This window comes from Paenibacillus amylolyticus, assembly GCF_036894225.1.
GTDB lineage: Bacteria > Bacillota > Bacilli > Paenibacillales > Paenibacillaceae > Paenibacillus > Paenibacillus amylolyticus.
Genome location: NZ_CP145892.1, coordinates 3,903,251 through 3,926,265 on the forward strand (window position 1 = coordinate 3,903,251; position 23,015 = coordinate 3,926,265).

At 43.8% G+C, this 23,015-nt stretch carries 23 protein-coding genes; 1 reads left to right on the plus strand and 22 read right to left on the minus strand.

The features are described from left to right. Positions 1–48 precede the first annotated feature (48 nt). From V6668_RS17285 to V6668_RS17370, 18 genes are all read right to left on the minus strand, one after another. On the minus strand, positions 49–219 hold the full coding sequence (locus V6668_RS17285) for a hypothetical protein (protein ID WP_338706252.1): 171 nt from the start codon (positions 217–219) through the stop codon (positions 49–51). Between the two features lie 90 nt (positions 220–309). After that, positions 310–834: a hypothetical protein gene (locus V6668_RS17290; protein ID WP_338706254.1), complete on the minus strand. Its 525-nt coding sequence runs from the start codon at positions 832–834 to the stop codon at positions 310–312. Continuing rightward, positions 824–1,246: a MerR family transcriptional regulator gene (locus V6668_RS17295; protein WP_127550679.1), complete on the minus strand. Its 423-nt coding sequence runs from the start codon at positions 1,244–1,246 to the stop codon at positions 824–826. The genes V6668_RS17290 and V6668_RS17295 overlap by 11 nt, the downstream gene beginning before the upstream one ends. Before the next feature lie 229 nt (positions 1,247–1,475). Continuing rightward, on the minus strand, positions 1,476–3,059 hold the full coding sequence (locus V6668_RS17300) for a sigma-70 family RNA polymerase sigma factor (RefSeq protein WP_338706255.1): 1,584 nt from the start codon (positions 3,057–3,059) through the stop codon (positions 1,476–1,478). Between the two features lie 232 nt (positions 3,060–3,291). Further along, the gene (gerQ, locus tag V6668_RS17305; RefSeq protein ID WP_036673979.1) at positions 3,292–3,750 is read right to left on the minus strand and encodes a spore coat protein GerQ; all 459 of its coding nucleotides are present in this window, start codon (positions 3,748–3,750) and stop codon (positions 3,292–3,294) included. Between the two features lie 75 nt (positions 3,751–3,825). Next, a complete protein-coding gene (locus V6668_RS17310; protein WP_036613979.1) occupies positions 3,826–4,248 on the minus strand; it encodes a cell wall hydrolase in 423 nt (140 codons plus the stop codon). 160 nt (positions 4,249–4,408) lie between these two features. Next, entirely contained in the window at positions 4,409–6,094 is a 1,686-nt protein-coding gene (locus V6668_RS17315; protein ID WP_338706256.1) for a hypothetical protein, read from the minus strand. A 204-nt stretch (positions 6,095–6,298) separates the two neighbouring features. After that, complete coding sequence (locus V6668_RS17320) at positions 6,299–7,048, minus strand: glucose 1-dehydrogenase (protein ID WP_017688133.1); 750 nt, start codon at positions 7,046–7,048, stop codon at positions 6,299–6,301. Positions 7,049–7,195: 147 nt separating this feature from the next. Continuing rightward, positions 7,196–7,588, minus strand: a complete 393-nt coding sequence (locus V6668_RS17325; RefSeq protein WP_017688132.1) for a DUF2500 domain-containing protein — start codon at positions 7,586–7,588, stop codon at positions 7,196–7,198. A 209-nt stretch (positions 7,589–7,797) separates the two neighbouring features. Next, positions 7,798–8,403 (minus strand): hypothetical protein, encoded by a 606-nt coding sequence (locus V6668_RS17330; protein WP_338706257.1) that lies wholly within the window; start codon positions 8,401–8,403, stop codon positions 7,798–7,800. Positions 8,404–8,619: 216 nt separating this feature from the next. Further along, complete coding sequence (locus V6668_RS17335) at positions 8,620–9,663, minus strand: collagen-like protein (protein WP_338706258.1); 1,044 nt, start codon at positions 9,661–9,663, stop codon at positions 8,620–8,622. Between the two features lie 448 nt (positions 9,664–10,111). Continuing rightward, positions 10,112–10,705, minus strand: coding sequence for a C39 family peptidase (locus V6668_RS17340; RefSeq protein WP_036673781.1), 594 nt, complete (start codon positions 10,703–10,705; stop codon positions 10,112–10,114). Between the two features lie 189 nt (positions 10,706–10,894). Next, on the minus strand, positions 10,895–11,641 hold the full coding sequence (locus tag V6668_RS17345; protein WP_036673783.1) for a class I SAM-dependent methyltransferase: 747 nt from the start codon (positions 11,639–11,641) through the stop codon (positions 10,895–10,897). Positions 11,642–11,882: 241 nt separating this feature from the next. Further along, complete coding sequence (locus V6668_RS17350) at positions 11,883–12,308, minus strand: NUDIX hydrolase (protein WP_036673784.1); 426 nt, start codon at positions 12,306–12,308, stop codon at positions 11,883–11,885. A 63-nt stretch (positions 12,309–12,371) separates the two neighbouring features. After that, positions 12,372–13,007, minus strand: a complete 636-nt coding sequence (locus V6668_RS17355; protein ID WP_253509045.1) for an SMI1/KNR4 family protein — start codon at positions 13,005–13,007, stop codon at positions 12,372–12,374. 207 nt (positions 13,008–13,214) lie between these two features. Continuing rightward, positions 13,215–13,994 (minus strand): phosphotransferase family protein, encoded by a 780-nt coding sequence (locus V6668_RS17360; RefSeq protein ID WP_338706260.1) that lies wholly within the window; start codon positions 13,992–13,994, stop codon positions 13,215–13,217. 210 nt (positions 13,995–14,204) lie between these two features. After that, positions 14,205–14,414, minus strand: coding sequence for a hypothetical protein (locus tag V6668_RS17365; RefSeq protein ID WP_338706261.1), 210 nt, complete (start codon positions 14,412–14,414; stop codon positions 14,205–14,207). A 147-nt stretch (positions 14,415–14,561) separates the two neighbouring features. After that, a complete protein-coding gene (locus V6668_RS17370) occupies positions 14,562–15,839 on the minus strand; it encodes a WD40/YVTN/BNR-like repeat-containing protein (RefSeq protein WP_338706262.1) in 1,278 nt (425 codons plus the stop codon). A 336-nt stretch (positions 15,840–16,175) separates the two neighbouring features. Here V6668_RS17370 and V6668_RS17375 point away from each other — a divergent pair, with 336 nt between their 5' ends. Next, a complete protein-coding gene (locus V6668_RS17375; RefSeq protein WP_338706263.1) occupies positions 16,176–17,105 on the plus strand; it encodes an L-lactate dehydrogenase in 930 nt (309 codons plus the stop codon). 271 nt (positions 17,106–17,376) lie between these two features. Here V6668_RS17375 and V6668_RS17380 read toward each other — a convergent pair whose 3' ends face one another. The 4 genes from V6668_RS17380 to V6668_RS17395 all read right to left on the minus strand — a co-directional run bounded on the left by V6668_RS17380 (position 17,377) and on the right by V6668_RS17395 (position 23,010). Next, the gene (locus tag V6668_RS17380; RefSeq protein WP_338706264.1) at positions 17,377–18,297 is read right to left on the minus strand and encodes a tyrosine-type recombinase/integrase; all 921 of its coding nucleotides are present in this window, start codon (positions 18,295–18,297) and stop codon (positions 17,377–17,379) included. A gap of 46 nt (positions 18,298–18,343) precedes the next feature. Then, the gene (locus V6668_RS17385) at positions 18,344–19,423 is read right to left on the minus strand and encodes a hypothetical protein (RefSeq protein ID WP_338706265.1); all 1,080 of its coding nucleotides are present in this window, start codon (positions 19,421–19,423) and stop codon (positions 18,344–18,346) included. Between the two features lie 259 nt (positions 19,424–19,682). Further along, the gene (locus tag V6668_RS17390) at positions 19,683–21,119 is read right to left on the minus strand and encodes an amino acid permease (protein ID WP_338706266.1); all 1,437 of its coding nucleotides are present in this window, start codon (positions 21,117–21,119) and stop codon (positions 19,683–19,685) included. Positions 21,120–21,639: 520 nt separating this feature from the next. Next, a complete protein-coding gene (locus tag V6668_RS17395; RefSeq protein WP_422395218.1) occupies positions 21,640–23,010 on the minus strand; it encodes an amidohydrolase family protein in 1,371 nt (456 codons plus the stop codon). Positions 23,011–23,015: the final 5 nt, after the last annotated feature.

A 23,015-nucleotide genomic window follows, 5' to 3' on the forward strand; every position in this document is an offset into this window, starting at 1 on the left:
TTTCTCAGTTGTATTGAGTGATTAACTTTCAGATCATTAGATAGTTAATCACTTATCATTTTCTGTAATACGTGTGACTGCTCGAATTACAACATCAGGATAGTTATTTTGAATGATAATTTTGGCTTCAGCTATACTTTCAGCTCTCAATTCTCGAGTGTATATGATCCCATAAGAATCTTGGAATTCTATGGAATATTCGATTGCCTCTTGGTCCATTTTTATCACCTGCCCATTGTTATTGTGCTTTACATATCACATTATCAATAAGTTTACGCATTCATAAAATACGTTGAGCGCTCCCTTCCACTAGTAGTTTATTCGATAGTCCTTTTCAAGATAAGCATACTCACTGTCCCTTGTTTGATAAGTCCTTGGTCTGATAACTAATAATTCACTATCTGAGCCAGCCTTGCTAGACGAATTAATTTCGAGTTTCATCACTCGTTCAATGACTTGATGATCGATATGCTCATCATCTACATCTTCCTCATCTACAAAGCGAACTGTTATGTCCTGTTTTATTCCTTTCCAATTTAGATGACTACTTTGATAACATAATTCCACATTAATCAATGCCTCATCACAATCTATTCTCGACTGTGTATAAAGCTCAATAAATACGTCTTTGTCTCGTGACACTAATTTTATTTCACCTGTTTCTGTTTCAAAATTCCCATTCAAATTTAATCCTCGATAAAGACCATTTGGGAGGTGAATACGTAATATTGCATTTTCATTTAAATTATTGGTATGGGTGAGCTCAATCCATAAATGATTCATTCCTTCTTCTTTTTCCATCTTTTTTTTAGCCAACCGTAAATTAAGCATCATTAAACTCCCCCCTTAAAACCTGTGAGACAGAATCAATTACCTTCTGTTTTAATTCGGCAGAAACTCGAGGACTTAATGTAATTGAAACATCATCTGTTATTGTCAGAGTTTCGTTTTCCAAGACACGATCTGGGCTATATAAACTCATCAATTGGCCGATTTTTTCCACTTCCTCTACAGAAAGAAGCTTCAATTTTCCTTGAATGGATGCTAAGTTCTCACCAGTTCTTGATAAAGTTATAATTGCTCGAAAATAATGAATGTGTTTATCGGTGTATACTCTTTTATTTCCTACCAACTCTAACGGAGGAACCATGCCTATTTGTGTATAGTACCGAACCGTCCTCAGATTCATCTTAGTATCATCTTCTTGAAGAATTTCTGAGATACGCTTTGCAGTGTACTGATTCATAACCTCACTCCTTTACACTTTAGTTTATACCCATACAGTAAACTGTAATATGTACAGTTTACTGTATGGATATGCATCTAGTCAAAAAACTATTAAAAAAGGAGAATATCATTTTGAGAAACATAACTAATTCTTAACCAAACCAAAGAGAGCATCCTCGCTCATGCTTCGACATGGCTGGATACTCTCTTTTTTGTAATACGTTATTTTCTCAGATTCTATCCGCCGATTACGATGTGGACTCAATCTCCACTACGGTTTCCGAAGCGGGGTTCCAACGCCACTTCGCTCGTCCCCCGCTTGCGTTATGCAATCCACCGATCCAGAATTCATCCTGCTTAAGCAATGCCCAATCGACTTCTCCATTCAACACCTGAATTCCGAGTTCCGTTAGCGACAGGATTCCGTCACGGAATTTTTCATCATGCTGCTTGAAATTAGGGAAAGTGGTTGCACCGCTCATCTGAAGAAGAGCATGAGGTCCTTCTGTCATCCGCTTCAGATGTGCCCAGTATTCAAGATCACCCATCCCGAGAATATGCAGTTTGTCTCCTACCTCGCGAAATAATGGATACGGATGCTCCACACCTGCTCTAATAGTCTCCAGTGTTGTCTGCTCAATGAGTCCCAGACCGTTCGATACAGATGGCAGACGGGACAAATGTGCCTTAAAGGCAGCTTTCGCAAAGGGTAGCGCAGAAGTATCTGCCTGCAAGTAATCCAGATGATGCCGGGAATCAGTCGACGTATAGGCTTCCCAGAACTGTGCACCGGCTTGTAACTCGTTTTTCTCAATCACATGCCAACTGCCGGACAGACGTTCAATCTGTGTGGAGGTAAGCTGTCCCAGTCCTCTAAAGTGCTCGATCTCTGGATACGAGTCAATGCAGAGCAGATTCAGTTTTGTATTCTGGAGTGCTTGTCCTTTGAAATAATGCAATAGATACGATAACATCGTCTGATCATAGAGATCGTATTCGAACCATAAGACAATTTCCTTGTATTGTTGAAACGAGTTCAACTTGCGTTCAAGTTCCTCAATCTTCAAGTATTCCGCCTGTGGAATGCCCAACTGCTGCTCTAACACGGATGCCCGAGTCTGCCGCTCCTTCGTATCTCCCATCTCTTTGGCTACCGGGCCGAACGTGTACAACTCTCTCCATACCAGGATGTCTCCCTGAATTCCACTCTCTCTTAAACGATTGGCAGCATGATCACCATTCATAATGTGTAACAATCCTTTTCCTCCTTCATACAAGTCACTGAATACAGAGACCAGATCCCTTACAGGCATAGAGCGCTTGAGTTTGGATCGGGCATCGAACAGTCTTTTCTTTAATGCAGGTACCTTCACCCCGAGGAACTCCGATATTTCCCTGAGTGAGTATCCTTCCAAATAAAACAGTTCAACAGCAATCCGCATCGATGATGGCAGTATTGTAATGGAATCACGCAGCGTACGATGCATTTCATTTTGCACCGCTTGTTTTTCAGGATCATACGACTGATCCTCTTCATGGAATACATGCTCCAGCTCCTGAACTGGAATCATGGTATGCTGCTTGCGTCTTAGCCAGCGATAACACTGCCTCTCCACGATCACCTTGAACCACCCGGGAAAAGCCTCAGGAGCTTCCAGCTTGGACAGATTGCCAAAGGCTTCAGTAAATGCTTCCTGTACGACATCTTCAGCCCAAAATGTATCTCCTAAACGATTGTAGGCAACAGCAAGAGCCATCCCGCGATATTGAGACATCAGTTGTGCGTAAGCTTCGGTTTCGCCCTTCATCGCTCCTTCAATCCATGAATTCAATGCTATGGACTCCCTTCATATAAGCATGCTGCTTGTTCTATTCATGTATAAGTGCCATGTTATCGCCAAAAGGTTACGTATGACTTTAAACCTATAGTAACCTTCGTATATATGTTTATGTAAAAGCTGTCCTGTCTGCGGATTACCTCCACATTCAGGACAGCGAAATAAATCAGTATGTGTTAGACATGTGACATGTCAGTTATCAATCAACATGATGAAGTGCCAATGATTATCTGCTTGGAGCTTGCGGGTAATTGCCTACCACGCCCGGATATTGATACAACAACGGCTCATCAAATGTAGCATAGTCGAAGTTGACCATCAACAGCATGATTCGTCTACCTGTCTTTGGGTCGCTGATGATAATATGGTCACGTCCCGCTGCTTCAATGATACCTTGGAATATGCGAGCGTTCCATTCTTTGTTGCCTTCATATGTCATGTAGAATGTACCGAATTTACCAAGATTCAAACGTAAAATATTCTCAATGTATGACTGCTCAAACTGTGGAGCTGTTGTTGTAATCACTGCACCCGTTGGTGTCATTGGGCTACCACTGGATACGAGTGGGGGTACACTTGTGGAGCTTGGTGATACCATCCCTGGCGTTGGTGACATGGCAGGCATTCCGTTACCGATTTTGTAAGACGTACCTTGAACCTGAGAATTGGCTTGTTGACCCATCACAGAATTTGCTTGCTGCCCCAGTGTTTGAGTTGTTGGTTGATAAGGCTGATTAATCATTGTGATTCCTCCCAAAATTTAATATACTTCCGGACAGTCATCGCCTGTCGGACTGAAGAAACAATGCGCTTTGAAACGTCCTGTATTTTGCTGGTCATACCACGTTGGTGGGCAGTCGCCCACAGGTCGGAAAAACCACAATGAATTGCTCGCTGGCCAGATGCGCTCTCCATTGATCACCCGTTGTGCGAGACGAATCTCGGACTGTCTTGCCCGTTGGTAAAAGTACCCCTTCTGTGTTGACTCGTAGCCTCCTGGATTCTGGAATACCATACGATTGATATCGCGAATATCCTTAAAATCCAGACAATCCACCAGCACCCGGTTCACACCTACATTGCCCACAAGCAACATACCCTGATCGCCGTCACCTTCAGCCTCTGCCCTCATGAGCCTAGCCAGCAGCTTGACGTCCTCTGAGTTGGCTTTAATAACAGCCATAGTCTGTTTCCTCCCTTGTTTCAGCTGTTCATCACCGTACATCGTATTGTGCAGGAGCCCATTCGGTGACACGATTCCATCTTTTTTCCATAAAAAAAAGCCCGGAACCTCACCCAAGGTGAAGTCCCGAAGCAACTCGTTTCTTATAATACTCGCCTGTTTAAGGCTTGGCTTCAATCCAATAATCATAGGCATGAACAATGTTGCCTTGGTAAGCCTGATATTCGGCCAGCAGATCCGGAAGCTTGGCAAGCTGAAGTTCCATCTCCGTTGCCCCTTTCTCATAAAAAGAAATGTGAGGACCTTCGTGGTTCTGCTTCATTTCGACCGAGATCATCAACCTTTTTCCCAAACGATCCGCGATCTCCATCTCCTGACTCACAACAGCAGCAATCCCATTGGAACCTTCGGCGTTGTTACGGAAAGCCATCAGCGACACATGATCGAGTGTACGGATCATAAATTCAGCCACAGATGTATCCTTTCCTGGCAAAGCGAAGCTATCCAGCCATACAGCAAGGTCTGCGCTTGTTTCGAGATCACTGTCCTTCTTTGTTTCTTCCTGGAAAAATGTAATGTTGGCAGCCCATTCGATCAACAGGGTGTCCCGACTATTCTCCCACTCTGGCAAAGTGTACGGCTCAATATCCAGATGGATGCCTTCAAATCGTTCATCCGGCTCGGATTCAGCATTATAGTTTTTCACATAATCAATCAATCGCTTAATGCGTGGACGATTCTCCTTTTTGCCCCAGATGGGGTGTCCACCCATCGCATGGATCTCAATGCCCTGCGCTTTTGCCCGTTTCACAAAACTGCGGTAACTGGAATAGGGTTGATCCAGGTCCAAACGGACATACAACCAGTTAATATTCTGCTCTCTAGCAAACGCTAGTATGTGCTCTCCCCCGTCATTTGTCACCTGAGAGGCCTCCCAGATATACGTTCCCCGAATCTCTGGTTGATTGGATGGAATCTCCGGTGATGGCAGTTCTGATGGCTCCAGTTGTCCCCAGTATACGATGTCATGTACAGCAGAACCTGCGTAGGAACTATGTTCGCTGAATGCGGAGGCAACTTCTTCAATAACGCTTTCCAGTTGTGCTGCACCTTTACCGGCAAATGTCGTGAACTCCTCGCCAGGCATGGGCTTGGTGTTCAACCCAACCGTAACGCTCACATTGCTAGTATCGGCCCAGTTCATTTCCTGTTCAATTAAACGTATAATACCATTGTTCCCTTGCGCGTTATCACGGTAAGCGAGTAAAGTGACATGCTCCACTCGTTCAATGAACCAACGTGACAATGGTTCGTTATCTGCATCCTCAGAAACTCTATTTCCTGTGACGGTGTAGGAATCCAGCCAAAATGGCAGGTCAATATTCACTGCAACTGCGCCATCCTGTCTCACTTGCTCAAATAACAGATTCATATTGGCTACCCAGGATTGTACCAGTGGCTTAGCATCTTCTTTCCAGGCTGGTAACACATAGGGCTTGATATCCAGATGTATGGCATCAAATTGCTCGTTGGGCTCAGCAGCTTGATTGTAATCACTTACCCACGACGCTAATCTGAGCATGGGGCCTTCACGACCACTGAGTGCCCAGGATGGATCGCCTCCCAGCGCTTCAACCGCAATACCTGCACGGCTTGCTTTGGCTATAAACGTCTGGTATACCTCCTTGGATAGCGTCATGTCTACATTCACGTACAGCCTGTTTATCTTATGTTTAGCTGCATTGGCCAACAGCTCATCTCCGTTGCTAACAGACTGTGCCTGCCATACCCAGGCCGCCCGTATATCTGCGCCGTCAGCTTCAGCAGGTGACTCATTCCCTATCATTATCATCCCTCCGATCAGCAGTAACAGCCAAAATACCTTCCGGGATTGTTTCCCGAACATATACTCCCTCCATTCCTCTACTGTTGTAAAATCACATTTATTATAGCAACCGAGTTATTAAAAACAAATAAGCCCAAGTGCTTAACTTGGGCTTATCACTCTGAAGTTGGGACAGCTTAGGGCTCGCCCGGTTCAATCCCGGTTCTAGTCCTCATATATCATTTTTCGGGTCATGCCTCCATCAATAACGAGGTTGGTCCCTGTGACAAAGGTATTGCTTGGATCAGACAAATATAAACAAGCACGGGAGATATCCGAAGGAACACCCACACGACCGGAGGGATGCTGTTCATGATCCTCCTTTTTCAGTTTTTCCACGTCTCCTGTCTCAATCCATCCCGGACTGATACAATTGACCCGAATTTGGTCCTTGCCCAGTGAGACCGCCAGCGCATGCGTCAGAGCTACAATCGCTCCTTTGGATGCGGCATAAGCTTCGGTATCCGGCTCAGACATCAGCGCACGGGTAGAAGCCATGTTGATAATGGCACCCCCGTGTTCATTGCTTTTCATATGTTTGGCTGCTTCCCGACTCGCCAAAAAGCAACTTCTCACATTGGTATTGAGTACATCGTCCCATTCTTCCAGCGTCAGCTCATAGGGTGACTTCCACTTGGCGAGTCCTGCATTATTCACCAAAACATCAATTTGTTTGAATTCTTCCACGGTTGTACGAAACAGATTCGTAATATCCTGCTCGCTCCGAACATCACATTGGACAAAGATGGCTTCTCCGCCTTCATTACGAATGGAAGCTGCCGCTGCCGCCCCTTCTGCTTCCTTGTAGTCAGCAAGTACAACTTTGGCGCCAGCGACTGCATAAGCCTCAGCCACACTTCGTCCTATTCCCTGAGCGGCCCCGGTTACAACAACGACCTGATCTGTAAATGACATATTGATTGCCTCCTCTATGGTAATGATCCTTTGATCATAATCTCATTAAGCCTCTTCTTATATAAAAACACGTTAGGCCCATTAAGAAACGCTTGTCCAGTAAATAATCAAAAAAAGCTCACGCCATTCTGGCGCAAGCTGCTCAGTTTAACCCCGTAGGCGTTCAGAATATACGCGATTATATCGCTCGAAGCCTACATAACGTGTTCCTTTGAACGAGAGCCGTCCTTCATCCCCCTCAGCGCACAAACCATACTCTTCGCCATTGACTTTGAATTCGAGCCGATCTCCACTTTCTACTTCAAAGGTGACGTAGTATAACGTTCGTGCTGTACTGCCCGGTTCAGATTGCGACTGACTCATCTTCATCCGTCTGCTGGTGATTCGTGAAGGCACGGTCAATAGCGGCTCCGAGTTGTTGCGTCCCCACCTCCATACCTCCTTTCCCATCGACAGAAGGACTATACCTATAATCAGAACAAATACAACCGGAAAGACGGTTCCAAACAAATCAAACATCCAGGATGATTCAATGCCCATGTCTCTCCCTCCGTTCATACAACTTAGGACAGCCGGAGTCTTGACCCGTCTCCTGTAATGTATATGCACGTAAACAAGGAACTTGTTATCCGGATTGAAATCCAACGATTTGAAGGGAAAAACCCTCAGGCAGAATATCGAAGGGTTGCTTCATACGAAAAATAAGTACTATTTCATTATCTAATACCCTGCTGCCTAGCAGCCATATTTTACTTAAAGGTTGTTGCAAATCGTTGATCCGACAATATAACCTGATTAACCTGTCCCTCTTTTGTCAGCATAAACGATGCACGATAGATAGCCAGATCATCTTTTTCCGCTTGCAGCGACTTCTCATCCAGGAATGTTTCCTTCTGAATATGATAGGCATAATCGATATTACGTTCAGATTCGACCAAAACATGTTCCTTGCCATACAGATCAAGAATCTCTTGATGTGTCATCCCCGCCTCTGCCTCGCGAGCCGTCTTAAAGTACCCTTTCGAGTCCTTGTTCAAGATGATACTAACGACTTTGGCATCCCTATAACCAATCGTGATCCCGTTATTGTATTGATAGGATTCACCCACACCCGTTGATGTTCCCTCGCCGAGAATTTTCTCCGCCTCTTCCTGACTCATTCCATACGTAATCTTATCCTCACTGTCAGTCTTCGTCACAGCCAGATCCTGTTCTGAAAATTCATTTGGATTGAATTTGCTATTGCTGCAAGCCGTGACCATGATTAATAATAATACCGCAACAATCCATGTTATTTTTCTCCAGTGTCCATTCTTCATGTACTCACCTCTGATGTTTTTCCAATATTTTATCATATTATCAACTGAAAAAATAATTAGTAGTGACGTTTTCACCATTCCTCGCAAACAAAAAGAGTATCCGATATGTAGTTACTCCTGTACCATTATCCGCTCCAACTGAGATAACAGCCTCAGGTAAAGCACTGCTATCTCAGTTCAAGCAAACCCATGTTACCCTTGTGGATGCATATTTAATAAAGCTGAGGACAATTAGCTAGCCTGTTAACTGATTCACGCTAATTGTGTGATCACAAGATGTGCCGATACAGGTCTTGTTCCGCCCGCAAGTGGCGTGATTGTTAATGCAGTAGCATTACCAGCCGGGTTCCGAACGGTCAGAATAGAATTAATCACGGTTGTCTGCACTAAAGCCATACCCACAATCTGAGACGTTCCCGTTGCTCGCCCAACTACAGTAGGAGCCAAATCTGCCCCATTGAGAGTTAAGATTAATTGACCGGCTTCATTGATGCTCACCTGGAACAAAATCTGATACGTACCAATGGCTGCCAGATTGAATGAACTAGGCCCCGTACGTGCGATAGTTGTTCCACTTGTCGGCCCATCCTGAGGAAAGCTTACATCAGTACCGGGAGCAACCGTTGCTGCATTATCAGGTGGCATCAGTGCGAAAAAGTCAGCAAATCCCAGTACGCTTCCGGCTGCTCCTGTTGCACCTGTACCTCCCGTGGCTCCAGCTGGACCAGCTACTCCTGTCGCACCAGTCGGGCCTACTGCTCCTGCTGCACCGGCTGGCCCTGCTGGGCCTACTGCTCCTGCTGCACCGGCTGGCCCTGCTGGGCCTACCGCTCCTGCTGCACCGGCTGGCCCTGCTGGGCCTACCGCTCCTGCTGCACCGGCTGGCCCTGCTGGGCCTACCGCTCCTGCTGCACCGGCTGGGCCTGCCGGGCCTACTGCTCCTGCTGCACCGGCTGGGCCTGCCGGGCCTACTGCTCCAGCAACACCTTGAGGCCCAATTGCCCCGGCAGGTCCAGGATTACCCTGCGGACCTTGTGGCCCTACGGCCCCTGCTTCTCCCGGAATCCCCTGTGCTCCCATAGGTCCAGCAGGCCCGACCGGACCTTGAGAACCTACCGCTCCAGCAGGACCAGGCTGTCCCTGAGGCCCTTGTGGTCCAGGTGGCCCCCCTGCTGGTCCTTGAGCTCCAGTTGGCCCTTCAACCCCTTGTTTACCTGGAATACCTTGTACGCCCTGTACGCCTTGTATACCTTGTGGTCCTGTTGGGCCAACGACAGTAGGGGTAGATATATTCACTTCTGGAGGGGGGACATTTTACTTGAACGAACTTTTTGACCACTTTCAACCGGCGTTCTTTTCTTTTAACTTTACACGGATGGAATGTTGCCTTTTTTCTCTTCATACGTTTCTTCACTTCTGAATGACTCACAGTGTGGACACCTCCCTATAGACATGGTTTAACGTACGTATGTAGATGAAAAGATGCGTGGACGAACAACCATTTTAACTAAAAAACTCCGCTAATTATCAGGTAAAACAATAAAATCAGTAGCAACTGCCTATACGTTTGATCTATTTTGTTCAAAACCATTAATTGAGTCGAGCTGGTTTACGTGAGGAGATTTGTTCAAAAAAACTCATGCCATTTGGGCATGAGTTGCTTGGTTTAACTAAGCAGACGTTCCGAATAAAGCAGATTAGTTCGTTTAAAGAAATATATCTTGTCCCTTGAAAGAGAGCCGTCTTAAATCTGCATCGGGTGTACGACGATATAGGAGTTTTGAGAAAAAGGTAACCACGACCTCCATAACATGTTGAGTTCATTTATGCTGATTTTTCGATTGTAATATTCTTCATTACAATTAATCTTGTGGTCTAACGATTCTGCCAAGTAAAAATGCGTTTCATCATAACCAACGACGGGAACAAAATGTAAATAACGTTGTTTGGGATGTACTCTAATAAATAAAATAACAGGCACACCTTGGCTGATCTGTTTTTTCAACGTATTCACATTTCCTCGTAAGTACATTGCCTGATATCCTAGTTTTCTGAAAAAAACAACGACCGCTTTGGGATATACCGTCCCATCCAGTAATTTGCGAGGATAGGTTTCATAAAGCTTTGTTCCGTTGGACTCCAAACCGAAATGTCTCAAGACAAACGCACTGGAAAATGCAGCGCATTCGTAGTTTTTCTGCATATCCAACCGATTTGAAGATTGAATGTAATATGTGCTTGGCACATTGTCTGTGTACATGCGATCCTTCTTAGGAAAACTAAAATAAAGGGAGATCACCCAGAAAATAATCAACCAAAGTAATACATTGAGAAACAATTCGTGGCCTCCTTCGTCTCATCAAGATGTCTTTTAAATGTTCATTCAACACACCAGTTCTTTAAAATAAAATTTGATTTATTACGTTCTCCATTGATCTGCTTTCAACCCATAAATAATAGCGATACATAGGTAGCAGTATCCATTTGATATTTAAACATAGCCCACTTTCCGATTCATTTCAGTTAATCACCGTTTTCTTGCTTTAATCACAAAGGATACAGGTAACATCTTTGCTCTTTTAAGGAGACTATCGCTATTATTATGTAATTGCATGATATCCTCATCGGATTCTTCTATCATTTGTTCAATGACAAATCCCGCTTTTGCTAACGCATTGACATAGGTTGATAGTTGACGATCAGCCAAGGTTAATTCACCCTGACAAAAATCAGGAGATATCGCATACCAAGATTCATCAGAATATGGCTTATTGAAGACAAATCTATCATTTTCTTCAACGACACATCTATGAATTGGATGAGACCAACTGAAAATAAAAATACCATCTTTCTTTAGATAAGAAGCGATTCGGCTGAAAGTACCTTCAAGATCGGTTGTCCAACCTATGGCATAAATCGAATACACAGCGTCAAAATAATTAGTAGGAATACCGCATTCCTCTTCCATGGGTGAACATATCAATGTTGCAGAAATGCCGTATGTCCTCAAGTGATGTTCTGTCTTTTCTATCTGTTTCTGGGATATATCCATACCCCATAGCTCACCAGCTTTGCGGTCTCCATGATACTGCAAGGATTGACCATTTCCACAGCCCACCTCTAACATCTTTAATCCTGAGACATCACCAAAAAGTTGGTGTTTTTCTTCTGAGATAAATGCTCCATAATGTGGAAGCACGATTGCTCTCAAAAAGTCATTCCCTTTTGTATCCCAATAAAAGCTGTTTGTTTCATAAACACTGTACTTGTTCATCTGATAGCCTCCTTTATACACTACATTCAGAACATTACTTGTTACCTTCGTTGAAATATGTAATCTCATTGCCATTAAGTAAGTTTTTAAAGCCATTCTTGTAGTAAGGCATAAGCTCATCTGCCTGTGTTATATCCAACCATGCAATCTCAGAGATTTCGTCTGGTCTTGATATCTCTTCTCTCCCTCCGACGATTTACATCGACTCGTTTCATTGATTGAACTTCCTTTCCGGAAACTTTTAAATATTATTCTTATCACTGAACTCAATGCAAAAAGGTTGCATCTCAGGTTTTAAGCAATACTCTATTCTTTCTCTGAAGTTTTTCCATTCGACTTTTAAAATGGCTTCTTCGATCGGAAAGAAACCAGACTCTAAACTCTCCGTTGATGTGATTAATTCTCCTCCTATTGGTTTGGCTAGAAATAATGTGTTGCATATTGAATTTTCGATATTTTGAAATATTCCACAGAATTTGATGATTTCAATGTCGATTCCGGACTCCTCTTTCGTTTCTCTGATCGCAGCTTGACTTAGGGATTCTCCTTCTTCTACTTGACCGCCTGGCATTTCCCATCCTCTTCGTGGTCCTCTAATAAGTAATAATTCATTTTGTTCGTTTATCACGATTGCAGCGGCAGATAAGATATGTTTTGGAGGGCTCATTTATTCGACTCCTTCTAGAGAGATTGGATATGAATTGAAGTTCTTTATTCTAATACGGAGTCATTAATCCTTCTTTGACAAAGCGAGCGTATAGTTCTTGCCATCATAGTTATTCACATTTTCAATGTGTCCTTGTAAATGCCTATAATAACGTTCAGAATTTTCATTATTCCAATTCCAGAAATGCGCGCCATTACATATAATCAGTCTTTCAAACCATCTCTCAAAATTCATATTTACCTTAATTGCGCTATCAACGAACAACATTTCAGTCCAATACAAATAGCTAGAAAATCTATCAATGCATTCATTCGTATTTATAAAAAGCATATCTCCATTATCCGAACCTATTGGAATCCAACCCTGCGGTATCATGCTAACATAATCATAATCAATGTATACCTGTCGAATCATGTTTAAGCTATACAATTGGATGCCCCCTCCATAAAAGGGATGCACGAATAGATCTGCTCCATTATGATTTAGTAAAAAAGCTTTATAGTCCCAAGGTATAACTAAATTTAACTCTTCAAATAAAGAATCGATCTCCTGATTTGATGAACCCGGATAAAACGTAAATCTTGCAGGCTCACTATAACCAGTTGAACCTTGTATTAATAATGAATTATTACTATCTAATCTTTTCTTCAAACCCTCTAGAGTTAACTCAACTATATTGAAGATTTCCGAAGATTCCATAAGATTTCATCCCTTTGCTTAAAGTTATCGTATACCGATCTTGAGTTCAGGACTTCCTCCGAATTAAGCCCAATCGCTAGTTGCTATGTGGATAGTCCGTGCGGTTGTGTTCGTGTGAACTTACCTCTCTATGCATTCAACAGATCAAGAGTCAAATGACTGAAACGGAACATTTTTTAATCTGAAAGAACATGATTTTTAGCCAGACTAAAAGAAGTTATATATCCCGTCTTCAAAATAATTATATTCTTCATCCGTTATTCTAAACTTTCCATACCCTTTATAAAATATTTCTCTATCTCTTTCATTGTCAAACGCATTATGTTTCGGTCTAATGGCTAATGCTACATCATATCTTGGGTCGCCATAAGCTGCTCCTGCCCAGTCAATAACTCCAACAATATTGCAATCATTAACTAGCACATTATCTATAGTAAAATCTCCATGGATGAAAGTGTTCTCTATTGGTTTTGGTCTTCCTTCTTTCAACTGTTGAAGTAGTTCTGCTGAGCCGTCTACAGCAAAGTGAGTTAGATTATATTCTGCTTTATTAAGCATTGTATCTAACCAAGGAGTGTTATTGTTCAATAATTCAACAGGACAAGAGCATTCATGTATTTTCTTTAAACAAAGCCCAAAGTTAAAAATCGCTTTTTCTTTACTTTGGAGGTCAGGCATCTTAGAGAGAAATTCTCTTAAACTTATTCCATCAATGTAATCCATCAGAAGCCATCTCGATGTGTCCTCAATATGAAATGAATATACCTTTGGAACAGGGAGTCCCGTATGGTAAAGGTATTGGAGCACCTTATATTCATCGGATAACCATTCATTATAAAGATCGTTTTCTGTTTTCTTGATGATGTACTTTTGATCAAACGTATCCAGTATAGCCACAGTAGAAGTATGACCTTGCTTAGGAAAAGTGATTTTCTGGACTTCCCCTATATGTTCTTTTATTTCAATTGGAAGATCTTGAATGTTCATAGTTTAGTCCTTTCTACAATTTCATGCCCTTTCTCTTTCAGATAAAGTCAATAAAAAAATCCACATTTTGAGTGATTCACCTTAATTATTTCTATAATAACCCATGCTACAATATTTGCGAAGTGAATTTAGAGCGTATACATTTCTCTCCAAATCAAAAAGAACCCTCCCGCAGGAGCGTTCTCTGTGAATGATCCGTGAATCATAAGCCTATGCGTACATTAGATCCATAAACCCGCGAGTTACATCTTCACCTTCGGCTGGTTCGGGCTGGTCTGCCTGTGCGTGTTCTGCCATGCAAGCCTTCACTGCTTCCTCTGTGGTACAACGATTCGCATCGTCACATGTGTAGCATAATTGAAGCATATATCTGGTTAATTCATCCGCCTGCGTGAATTGAGTTTGACCGTTGGTTCTCATCTTCATCACTCCTTCTCTTGTTGAGTTAAATATATCACCTTCTAGTGGATTTATTTGTGATTTATTTCACAAACTAAACAAAAAAAGAAAGGAACCCTCAGGCTCCTCAACTTTTCCCTATCTATTCACATCTGTAACACCTTACTATTAAAGCACTTTCCAATGTACACCGCCGTCCACCGTTTGCAATAACAACGATCTTTTGGCATCTGTATTTTCAACCAGTATCCAACCAAGCTTGGAGGTAACCATCTGCATCTTCACAATCTCAGGATAGTCTTCGAGAATTTTCTCCAGTACACTACTTGCAGGAAGAGCGCTCCATGTTTTGCCCGCATCCTTGGTGTAGTAGGTTATGCCCTTTTGCATCGCCCAACCTTCTAAAGCGTTCAGAAATACCGGTGAAAGGTTACGATTCGCACCCGTTTGTTTATTCAAAGTGAAATTCGACAGCTTCCAGCTCTTTCCTCCATCTGTTGTGAAGAATCCATTGAATGTCGTGCTCTCCCCTTGGGAACAGGACATTGATATCCAGGCTGACTGCGCTTCACGTCCAAAAAATTGTGGTGAACTAACACTGAAATTACCACACCCGTTGAATTTTTTTCGATCAAAAAAGGATGGTCCAGTATCCCAGTTCTCTCCGCCGTCTGATGTTACATACAACTTCGGTGTACCGAACTCAAGCGCTGTTAAGAAACCATGCTTTGGATCCGAGAAAGTCATCCCCGTTGTGTATCCACGTTTGGAAATCTCTTCTGCTTCCTGTTTGCCGTCTTCATCACTGGATGACATGCGGTTCCAAGTGATTCCACCGTCCTCGGTGAAGTAAAGTTTCTTGTCCTGTTTACCAATAGCGGTATCAACCGTGGTGAGAATCCAGCCTTTTTCAGGAGATACAAATGAGATCGCAGTCACTTTATCCGTTTTGGACAGAGAAGACAGGCTCCAAGTTACGCCCCCATTGTTGGTGCGAAGCACCATGGTATCTGTTCCACCCATGCCTTCACGAACAATCCAACCATGTGCACGATCTACAAAATAAATGCTTTGTCCATATTTAGGGTTAGCCGGAAATTGTACATTTTCCGAAGGTGAAATATTGGTCCAGGTCTTTCCCTGATCCTGAGTGTAGTACAGACGCAGCGCATTCCGCGTCACACCCCACGCCAATCCTCCGTTGTCATTGAGCAACTGAAAATCGGTCAAACGGGTCTGTATTTGGTACTTGGCCATATCTGCAGATTCTGTACTGTTCACAGGGGGAACGACAGTTAATGTCTGCCCTGTATTCCCGGCGTCCTCCTGCTGCTGCGGAGGTTCTGCTACCGGAGGTTGATCTGAGTCGGTGCATGCAGCCAATACAGCTGCTATACCTATAGACAGCAATGCTGTCTGCGCGATTTTAATCCATTGCGAACGCAAGTGGGTTCCACCTCTCTCATCCAATATACAGGCGCGCATGCCTGTCCTATGGCGTTTTATTTACGATTCATCAGAATCCACTGCTCCTATTCTACCACAAACCTTATGTAAAAGGCTCATTGGCCACTCATGGTTGGCCCGCTCCCTTTTTCCAGCTCATACTCTGGGCTATAGGTCGCACATTTATTGCCATTAATTTCATCCTAAACTGTTTTTCGACGGAATAATTGGTAAAAAGACATGAAATGTGAACTATTTTATAGACAACACTCGCTTTATATTCTCTAATCCCTTAATATGGATGGGAGTATAACCCAAAAAGGAGATGATATGAACATGACAAATAGTGCAGCTCTGAAACCAAGTCGTGTCGTGATTGTAGGCATGGGTGCGGTGGGAACAACAACGGGATACACGCTAATGTTGAGACAGCGTTCGTCCGAGTTGGTATTTGTGGATGTGAATCATGATAAAGCAACCGGCGAAATGCTGGATATGAACCACGGTCTTCCATTTACGGGAGGAGTGAAAGTATGGGCTGGCGATTATTCCGACTGCAAAGATGCAGATATCATTATTATTACAGCCGGTGCTTCCCAGAAGCCGGGCGAAACCCGGATTGATCTGCTGAAGAAAAATGCAAGCATTTTCAAAGATATTATCGAGCGTATTACTGAAGTGAATTCTCATGGTATTTTGCTGATTGCAACCAATCCTGTAGATATTTTGTCCTATACTTCATGGAAACAAAGTGGATGGCCTGCTTCCCGTGTCATCGGTTCAGGTACATTGCTCGATAGCGCACGTTTCCGTTACCTGATTGGTAAAAATAAAGGGATCGACCCGCGTAGTATTCACGCACACATTATTGGTGAGCATGGAGATTCCGAAGTACCGGTATGGAGCCTGGCTAACGTTGCAGGAACAGATCTGGAATTGGATGAAGAAACACAACAGGATATCTTCGACAGTACCAAAAATGCAGCGTATGAGATTATTAATGCCAAAGGAGCGACTTCCTATGCAATCGCCCTTGCTCTGGACCGCATTGTAGCTGCAATTCTCGGCAACGAAGGCTCCGTTCTGAACGTATCCACGTACCTTGAAGACTACAATGGTGTATCGGATGTTTATCTGGGCGTTCCTTGTGTCGTAGATCGCAACGGTGTGCGCGAAATTCTGCCTCTTCCGTTGAATGAAACCGAAAAAGTGGCTTTCCAGGCTTCTGCTAACAAATTAAAAGAACAGATCGCTGGACTCGAGTAATTCAATCGCGCAATCATTCATATCGTGAACGATTCAGCACGTTAAAAGTTGTAAATTAAGATATCTGTCTTAGCCAAAAGGGCCATTTGTTTCTTCTAAAGAGAAGAGGCGAATGGTTCTTTTGTTTGATTTCTATTATAGGCCTATTTAGATTTCAGATATTAGTTTACATAATATTAATTATGTTTAAATCTCCACCATCCAAATCAATAACAAAAAAAGCCTGTACTTGGACAGACTCCTTTTTGGATTAATTATTGGCTTTTTTCTTCTAATATGACGGAAGTTTAACGTCCAGCAGAGCCATAGCCTCTTCTTTCTCCCTACTGGTGACGTGTGTGTACACGGTTGTTGTTTGAATCGATGCATGACCAAGCAGTTCCTGTACCGTACGCAAGTCGGCTCCACGCCGTAACATCATGGTCGCGAACGAGTGACGCAGCTTATGACTGGAGTAGTTTTGACGTTGATTGGCTGGTGATTCCTGCTGGAAACGTTCAAAGGTTTCTGTAGATATGAGCTGGATGCTGCGAATCGACAGTCTCTTCCCTTTCTGCGAGACAAATAGTGCTTCCTCTTTTGGCCGCCAAGGATCGAGACGCTCAGCCATCGCTTGAGATAATACTTTTGCCACAGTCTCCGGTACAGGGAGTGAGCGCCATTTACGACCTTTACCAAATACATCTAATGTACGCCGCTCCGCATTATAGTCTTTGCAATCCAACGCATGCACTTCTCCAACCCGTAATCCCATATACCCCATCAATAGAAAAACAGCCAGATTACGTGTACGATACTTGCCTTCTACCGACTCCAGAAAACGTGTCAGCCCACTTTCATCAAGGAAAACGGGCGCACGGTTTTTCTCGGTTTTGGATTTTTTGATCCCAAACGCCGGATTATTGGTTAACAATTCGAGTTCAATGAGGGACTTGTAAAAACAGTTCACCGCCGCATGTTTGCGATTTCTCGTGGCATCACTAACCCCACGCTCCCGGGCACGGGACAGAAAAGACAACACATGCAGCTTTTTGACCTGCTCCAGTGACTTTCCTTGAATGGAGACCAGGAATTCCACCACGTCACCGGTGTATGATTTTACCGTATGGCCTGTATATCCGGCGTCCTTCATCCATATGTAAAAAGCTTCTAGCTCGTCCGCATATTGCTCCTGAATCTCCTCGGTCATCATCTGTCTACGTCACCTCGATTCGGTTCTTTATAAGTTGAACAGTGCTCTACGCTTCATCCACAATGACAACGTCAATTAGCGGAATGATCGCTTCGGGTTTGCCTTGACTGCGAGTAAGTACAAACGATGGCAATGGATTCTCGTGCAACCCATTCACGGATTCACAGATCTGAGTATACAAATTCATGTGCAACGTCTCGCCTTCACCCGCCACATCAATGACAGGCCAATCGTTCTGAACACAGCCAGGCCAATAAGCCAGCTCATTCGCAGGTACGATACTTAACTGCTGAATGGACGGATCAATACGGTAGATCCCTTGCCGTTCAGGTTCATCGCCCAGCTTGTCCACGGCGAGTATTCGAGCAGACTGCTCATCTGGTGCAGAATAGAGTGAATAACACCACGGAGTCACGCCCCAGGCAATTGCCATCAGCCCCTCTTCCAGCAACGTATCCGACAGTTCCCCTTCCGCAAATTGTTCGATCAGATTATGGTTCCCCGGTCCCATCAGTTCCTCTACACGTTCAGCGAGTCGAGGCAGGTCAGCGAGAATAAATCCCCCTCTGCCATAGGAGTCAAACACATGATGGTTTCTGCTCCACACAACTTGAGTTGGTGAACTCAACGACGCTGCTTCTGCCGGGAAAAGCGATATATATACGGTGATAACTTGCGCATACTTAACCATTGCAAGTTGTTCAGGTTCGAGTGTACCTTCAGCAATACGAGGTGTTTTCATATGCAGGGAGATTCGAAGTTCGTATTCCCCCTCTGTAAATACTGACCAACCAAGATTAACAGACTGTACAACGCCTTCAATAGATGCAATGGAGATTGAGCTATCCGGTTTCAGGTTAACAGCATACTGCACGTATGCCAGCTCCTGACCATAGATGATATTGGCATCCTGACGATTGACCGGTGAGTCCAACTGTTGTGCAATGACAGATACCTTACGTCCATCCTTCAGAAGGCGCTGCGGATCAATATCCAACTGCAATCCGTCTTCACGTCCTAATTGTGAAACAATTAATTGCGCCTCTGCAAGTACGGATGAGTCAGCTAGTGCAAATCCAAAAGCTGCTTTTTGATGATCTGAATTCGTATGTAATGGTGTGTTCATGATACATCCCCTCTCTTATGTCTGATGGCATGTCACATCCCCAAATATATTTCATATTTGGCTTAGCCGCAACCCCGCCCCCGTGATTAAGTTCGTCACGTCCCTAATTACTTACCCATATATGAAGAAAATCCCAACCTTCCCCTGCTGTTATCTTCCTTTATCTTTCTATATAAAAAAATCCCCATCCCGCTTCGCCTAAGCGATACGAAATGAGGAAAAATGAAGATGTACTCTGTTAAAAACGTTCTCGACTAATCTATTTATCCTTTGCTCTGAAAGCACTCGAGATCCGGCGTGCCGGATTCAGATGACTGTAATGCCTTCCATACGCAAAGTAGATAATTAATCCGATGATCAACCAAGCAAAAAACGTAATCCATGTCAGCGCTGCAAGGCGTGTCATTAAGTATACACAACCCAATGCACTCAGAATCGGAATCAGTGGCACAAGTGGAACGCGGAATCCGCGTTTGAGATCAGGGTTATTTTTACGCAACACAATAATGCCCAGACTTACAACTGCAAAAGCAAACAACGTTCCGATGTTCGTAAGCTCCGCCAAATGTCCCAACGAGATGAACCCGGAGAAAAGAGCCACGATAATGCCTGCAACCCATGTTCCTACCGCTGGTGTCTGACTCTTGCCACTAACCTTGGAGAAGACCGGAGACAGTAGTCCATCACGAGACATGGAATAGAGCAAACGTGTCTGACCATACATCATGACCAGCAATACGGTCGTAATGCCGGCAATCGCTCCAAGAGATACAATCCAGGACAATCCCTTCAATTGAACAAATTCAAATGCAAACGCAACCGGATCACTTACATTCAACATGTTATAAGGCACAATCCCAGTGAGGATCAACGATACAACAATGTAGAGAACGGTACAGATTGCCAGTGACGCAATAATTCCAATCGGCAAATCCCGCTGTGGCTGCTTAACTTCTTCTGCCGCTGTGGAGACCGCATCAAATCCGATGTAAGCAAAAAATACGGTTGCTGCTCCAGCTGTTACACCTGAGATACCAAAAGGCAAAAATGGCTGCCAGTTGGTTGGCTCCACATAAAAGACACCAACACCAATAAAGATCAGCACAACAATAATTTTAATCGCTACCATGATACCGTTCGCACGAGCAGCTTCCTTCACTCCTCGGGTAAGCAGGAAAGTAATAATTAACGTTATGACCGCAGCCGTGATGTCAAAATAAGTCCCTTTTTCCGGGCTGAACGCACTCGTAAGCGCATGAGGTAACTCCAATCCGAATCCGGACAATAACGTCTGGAAATATCCTGACCACCCACTGGCTACCGCCGCACTTGCGAATCCATACTCCAATATCAGATCCCATCCCAAAATCCAGGCAATCACTTCGCCAAAAGCCGTATAACTATACGTGTACGCACTACCCGATGCCGGTATGCTTGATGCAAATTCCGAGTAACACAATGCTGCGAATGCACATATGATACCTGCCAGTAAAAATGACAGTACAAGGCCAGGGCCAGCATACGTTGCGGCAGCTACACCGGTCAGCACAAAAATCCCTGTGCCGATAATGGCACCTACGCCAAGTGTGGTTAAGTCCAACGGACCGAGCGCCCGTTTCAATGCACTGCTGTTATCACCCGCTGAGGCAATTGGTTTTTTACGAAATAATGAAGATCGTTGTTTGTTCTCACGCATAGTCATGTTCCTCTCGTCATGAATCTTGAATGTGCTATGGATGTAGCAGCGATTGGATGGCTTCCCATCTGTTCTATGAAAAAGTCATTTGTTCTATCTTATCGATCACCTATAAAAACCTATCGAATTCTACACGTTATCGCGTTGCTTGGTTAAATTTATTTTTGTGGATCACTTATTTTGTTCTTTTTCCGCGAAATTTATCATGATCTGTTGCACGTGGATGAATATGAAAATGGATTTAAAACAAAACTGCGTATAATTTATATTATGCGCAGTTTTTATGAGCCTATTTTTCCGTAAAAAACATCTTATATACCTTGTTATATGAAGTTAAGAAAAAGAGAGCTCTTTTCGTCTTTTTTCGCTGTCCCTTCCTACCTTATCCTGTCTAATTCCACGATATGAAGGCATGTAAAAGAGCCACATATCATTATGCGGCCCTTTATTTTTTACTATAGGTAGAGGTGTATATAAAAATACGAACTGACTTCATTTCAGGTTTTTATGAAAAAGTAAATTATGAGAAAGCAATTCTCTCTGCATCTGACATCCTGTATTGGGTTAACAAATAATCTTTGCTCTGCATCGCCGCATGACGAATCGCATCCAGATCAACATTCAACAGCTTACCCTCTCTCTTCACGAGTCTACCTGCCACAAAGACCGTATCCACGTTGGATGGATTGGCAAATTGCACAACAGCGCCGATTGGATCATGAACGGGGAACATATTCAGATCGGTGGTACGAATCATGATCAGATCCGCTTCTTTCCCTGGGGTCAACGTACCCACCTTCTGCTCCAATCCCAACGCTTGGGCACCAGCTGAAGTTGCAAATCTCAGTACTTGGCTGGACTGCAAGTTCAACTCACCAGGCATCTCACCCTGCTGCAAAAGTTGTTCATTGGCTCTGGATCGTTCAGCTTGAAGTGCAAACTTCATCTGCGAGAACATATCTCCGCCTGTAGACGTCACTACATCTACACCAAGTGTAGGTGTTCCTCCATGTTCAAGAAAATAGCCGGTGGCCGGATATCCATGCCCCATCATCATTTCAACCTCAGGTGTGACCGACAAGGAAGCGCCGCTATCTGCCAGCATTTTGTATTCATCCATGCCCATGGTGTTACCATGAACGATATTCACCCGTGGACTTAACAGTCCCGCTTCGTACAAGTGACTGATCGAGCGATCCACAGATCCCCAACTGCCAAATCCGGCATGCATGGAACAGATCGCATCCAGTTCTTGTGCTAGCTCGATCTCTTTCACGGTTGTATCCCAATGACTGAACTCCGGACCACGAATGGCAAGCCCATAAGTAAGCAATTGATCCCGTGATGAAAAATAACGTTCTTTGACTCTTCTCACATCATTATTCGAATATGTGAGTTGACTATCCCGATTCCAGTAGTCCGTCTCACCAGGTACTCCGTGAGCAAATACCGCCCGAATGCCAGCATCCTGAAGTCCACGAATCAGTTCATCCGTATGGTCAGGGGAATATGGCATGCTCCAATCCATTACTGTCGTCACTCCTGCGTTAAGCGCTTCCAAGGAACCGAGCAGATTGGCAATATAACTATCTTGTGGGCGGAGCTTGCTTCCCATCGCACCATAATAGAGATTTTGCAAATAAACTGGTAACGACCAGTTGGTTCCAGCTGTTTTGACAAGTGATTCCCACATATGCCGATGCGTGTCCACCAGCCCAGGTATAATAATCATCGATGAAGCATCAATGATCTCCGCATCCGGAATATCGAGGTCGGGCTGAACCGCCATGATCAGTGAATCCTGAATCAGAACGTCCGCCCTCTTATACTGTCCAACTTTAGCATCCATCGACAACACACAGCCATTTTTCAACAGATAACTTGTCCGCACAAGAA

Excerpts from the sequence above, each read along its gene's own strand:
- V6668_RS17285 (WP_338706252.1), bottom strand. The coding sequence starts at position 219 with ATGGACCAAGAGGCAATCGAATATTCCATAGAATTCCAAGATTCTTAT.
- V6668_RS17290 (WP_338706254.1), bottom strand. The coding sequence starts at position 834 with ATGATGCTTAATTTACGGTTGGCTAAAAAAAAGATGGAAAAAGAAGAA.
- V6668_RS17295 (WP_127550679.1), bottom strand. The coding sequence starts at position 1,246 with ATGAATCAGTACACTGCAAAGCGTATCTCAGAAATTCTTCAAGAAGAT.
- V6668_RS17310 (WP_036613979.1), bottom strand. The coding sequence starts at position 4,248 with ATGGCTGTTATTAAAGCCAACTCAGAGGACGTCAAGCTGCTGGCTAGG.
- V6668_RS17315 (WP_338706256.1), bottom strand. The coding sequence starts at position 6,094 with ATGATAGGGAATGAGTCACCTGCTGAAGCTGACGGCGCAGATATACGG.
- V6668_RS17320 (WP_017688133.1), bottom strand. The coding sequence starts at position 7,048 with ATGTCATTTACAGATCAGGTCGTTGTTGTAACCGGGGCCGCTCAGGGA.
- V6668_RS17325 (WP_017688132.1), bottom strand. The coding sequence starts at position 7,588 with ATGGGCATTGAATCATCCTGGATGTTTGATTTGTTTGGAACCGTCTTT.
- V6668_RS17330 (WP_338706257.1), bottom strand. The coding sequence starts at position 8,403 with ATGATAAAATATTGGAAAAACATCAGAGGTGAGTACATGAAGAATGGA.
- V6668_RS17345 (WP_036673783.1), bottom strand. The coding sequence starts at position 11,641 with ATGAACAAGTACAGTGTTTATGAAACAAACAGCTTTTATTGGGATACA.
- V6668_RS17350 (WP_036673784.1), bottom strand. The coding sequence starts at position 12,308 with ATGAGCCCTCCAAAACATATCTTATCTGCCGCTGCAATCGTGATAAAC.
- V6668_RS17355 (WP_253509045.1), bottom strand. The coding sequence starts at position 13,007 with ATGGAATCTTCGGAAATCTTCAATATAGTTGAGTTAACTCTAGAGGGT.
- V6668_RS17360 (WP_338706260.1), bottom strand. The coding sequence starts at position 13,994 with ATGAACATTCAAGATCTTCCAATTGAAATAAAAGAACATATAGGGGAA.
- V6668_RS17365 (WP_338706261.1), bottom strand. The coding sequence starts at position 14,414 with ATGAGAACCAACGGTCAAACTCAATTCACGCAGGCGGATGAATTAACC.
- V6668_RS17375 (WP_338706263.1), top strand. The coding sequence starts at position 16,176 with ATGACAAATAGTGCAGCTCTGAAACCAAGTCGTGTCGTGATTGTAGGC.
- V6668_RS17380 (WP_338706264.1), bottom strand. The coding sequence starts at position 18,297 with ATGATGACCGAGGAGATTCAGGAGCAATATGCGGACGAGCTAGAAGCT.
- V6668_RS17385 (WP_338706265.1), bottom strand. The coding sequence starts at position 19,423 with ATGAACACACCATTACATACGAATTCAGATCATCAAAAAGCAGCTTTT.
- V6668_RS17390 (WP_338706266.1), bottom strand. The coding sequence starts at position 21,119 with ATGCGTGAGAACAAACAACGATCTTCATTATTTCGTAAAAAACCAATT.